This is a genomic window from Paenibacillus sp. NPDC056579 (genome assembly GCF_042793215.1).
Taxonomy (GTDB): domain Bacteria; phylum Bacillota; class Bacilli; order Paenibacillales; family NBRC-103111; genus Paenibacillus_S.
On record NZ_JBHTVD010000055.1, the window covers coordinates 1 to 1,039 of the forward strand.

Annotated in this window: 2 protein-coding genes; one reads left to right on the top strand and one right to left on the bottom strand. The window is 41.0% G+C overall.

The window, feature by feature from the left end; all coding sequences use genetic code 11:
- Positions 1 to 28 precede the first annotated feature (28 nt).
- Positions 29 to 421 carry a 30S ribosomal protein S9 gene (rpsI, locus tag ACFQ88_RS39775; protein WP_004399691.1) on the top strand — a complete coding sequence of 131 codons (393 nt, stop codon included), beginning with the start codon at positions 29 to 31 and terminating at the stop codon, positions 419 to 421.
- An 89-nt stretch (positions 422 to 510) separates the two neighbouring features.
- Here the strand turns inward: rpsI and ACFQ88_RS39780 are convergent.
- The coding region (locus tag ACFQ88_RS39780; RefSeq protein WP_379463453.1) for a site-specific integrase at positions 511 to 1,039 on the bottom strand (529 nt) is incomplete at its 5' end.

Genomic DNA, 1,039 nt, shown 5'->3' on the forward strand with positions numbered 1-1,039 from the left:
GCGGTTAATTAAAAAGGAGGTTACCAATTTGGCACAGGTTCAATATTACGGTACTGGCCGTCGTAAAAGCTCTGTAGCGCGTGTGCGTTTAGTTCCAGGAGAAGGCCGTATCGTCGTTAATAATCGTGAAATCAGCGAACACATCCCATCTGCAGCTTTAATCGAAGATATCAAACAACCATTAACTTTGACTGAAACAGCTGGCACTTATGATGTTTTAGTAAACGTACATGGAGGCGGCTTATCTGGTCAAGCTGGAGCAATCCGTCACGGTATCGCTCGTGCTTTGCTTGAAGCAGATCCAGAATACCGTACAACTCTTAAACGTGCAGGTCTTCTGACTCGTGACGCTCGTATGAAAGAACGTAAAAAATACGGTCTTAAAGGCGCTCGTCGTGCACCTCAGTTCTCAAAACGTTAATATATCAACGTTTCAAAGACTCTCAAGACCTTGTCTTGGGGGTCTTTTTTGTTGTTTGAAAACCTAGCACACCCACAAAACACCCACATTTATGATAAGTCAATGTAAGAATGAAAAAGATCTGCGGTTCTTTCCTTAACTGTTCTGGTTACGTGGGTGTAGATATCCATTGTAGTTTTAATATCACGATGCCCCAGGCGTGCTTGTACTTCTTTAACTGTCGCACCAGCTTCAAATAATATAGAAGCATGAGTGTGCCTGAGCCCATGGATTGTGATGGGGTGCAAATTATGGGTTTTAATAAAGCTGTCAAACTTATCGTTAGGATATGCAAGCCGTAAAGGGCGTTTATCTTCCCGTGTAAGCACGTTTTTGATGGAGGGGTATCTTTTACCCTCTGGAGTAGTTTCTCGTTGCTGTATGCGCCATTTTTTTAATATTTGGATGGTCTTCGTGTCAATATGTATAGTCCTGGCTTGATAGGTCTTAACTTTTTGAATTATTTCCTTGCCATCTTTAAAAAACAATGTTTTAGAAATAAATATAGTGCATTCGTCAAAATCTATGTCCTCCCACTCTAATGATAAAAGCTCTCCTTTTCTCATCCCTGTATAGATT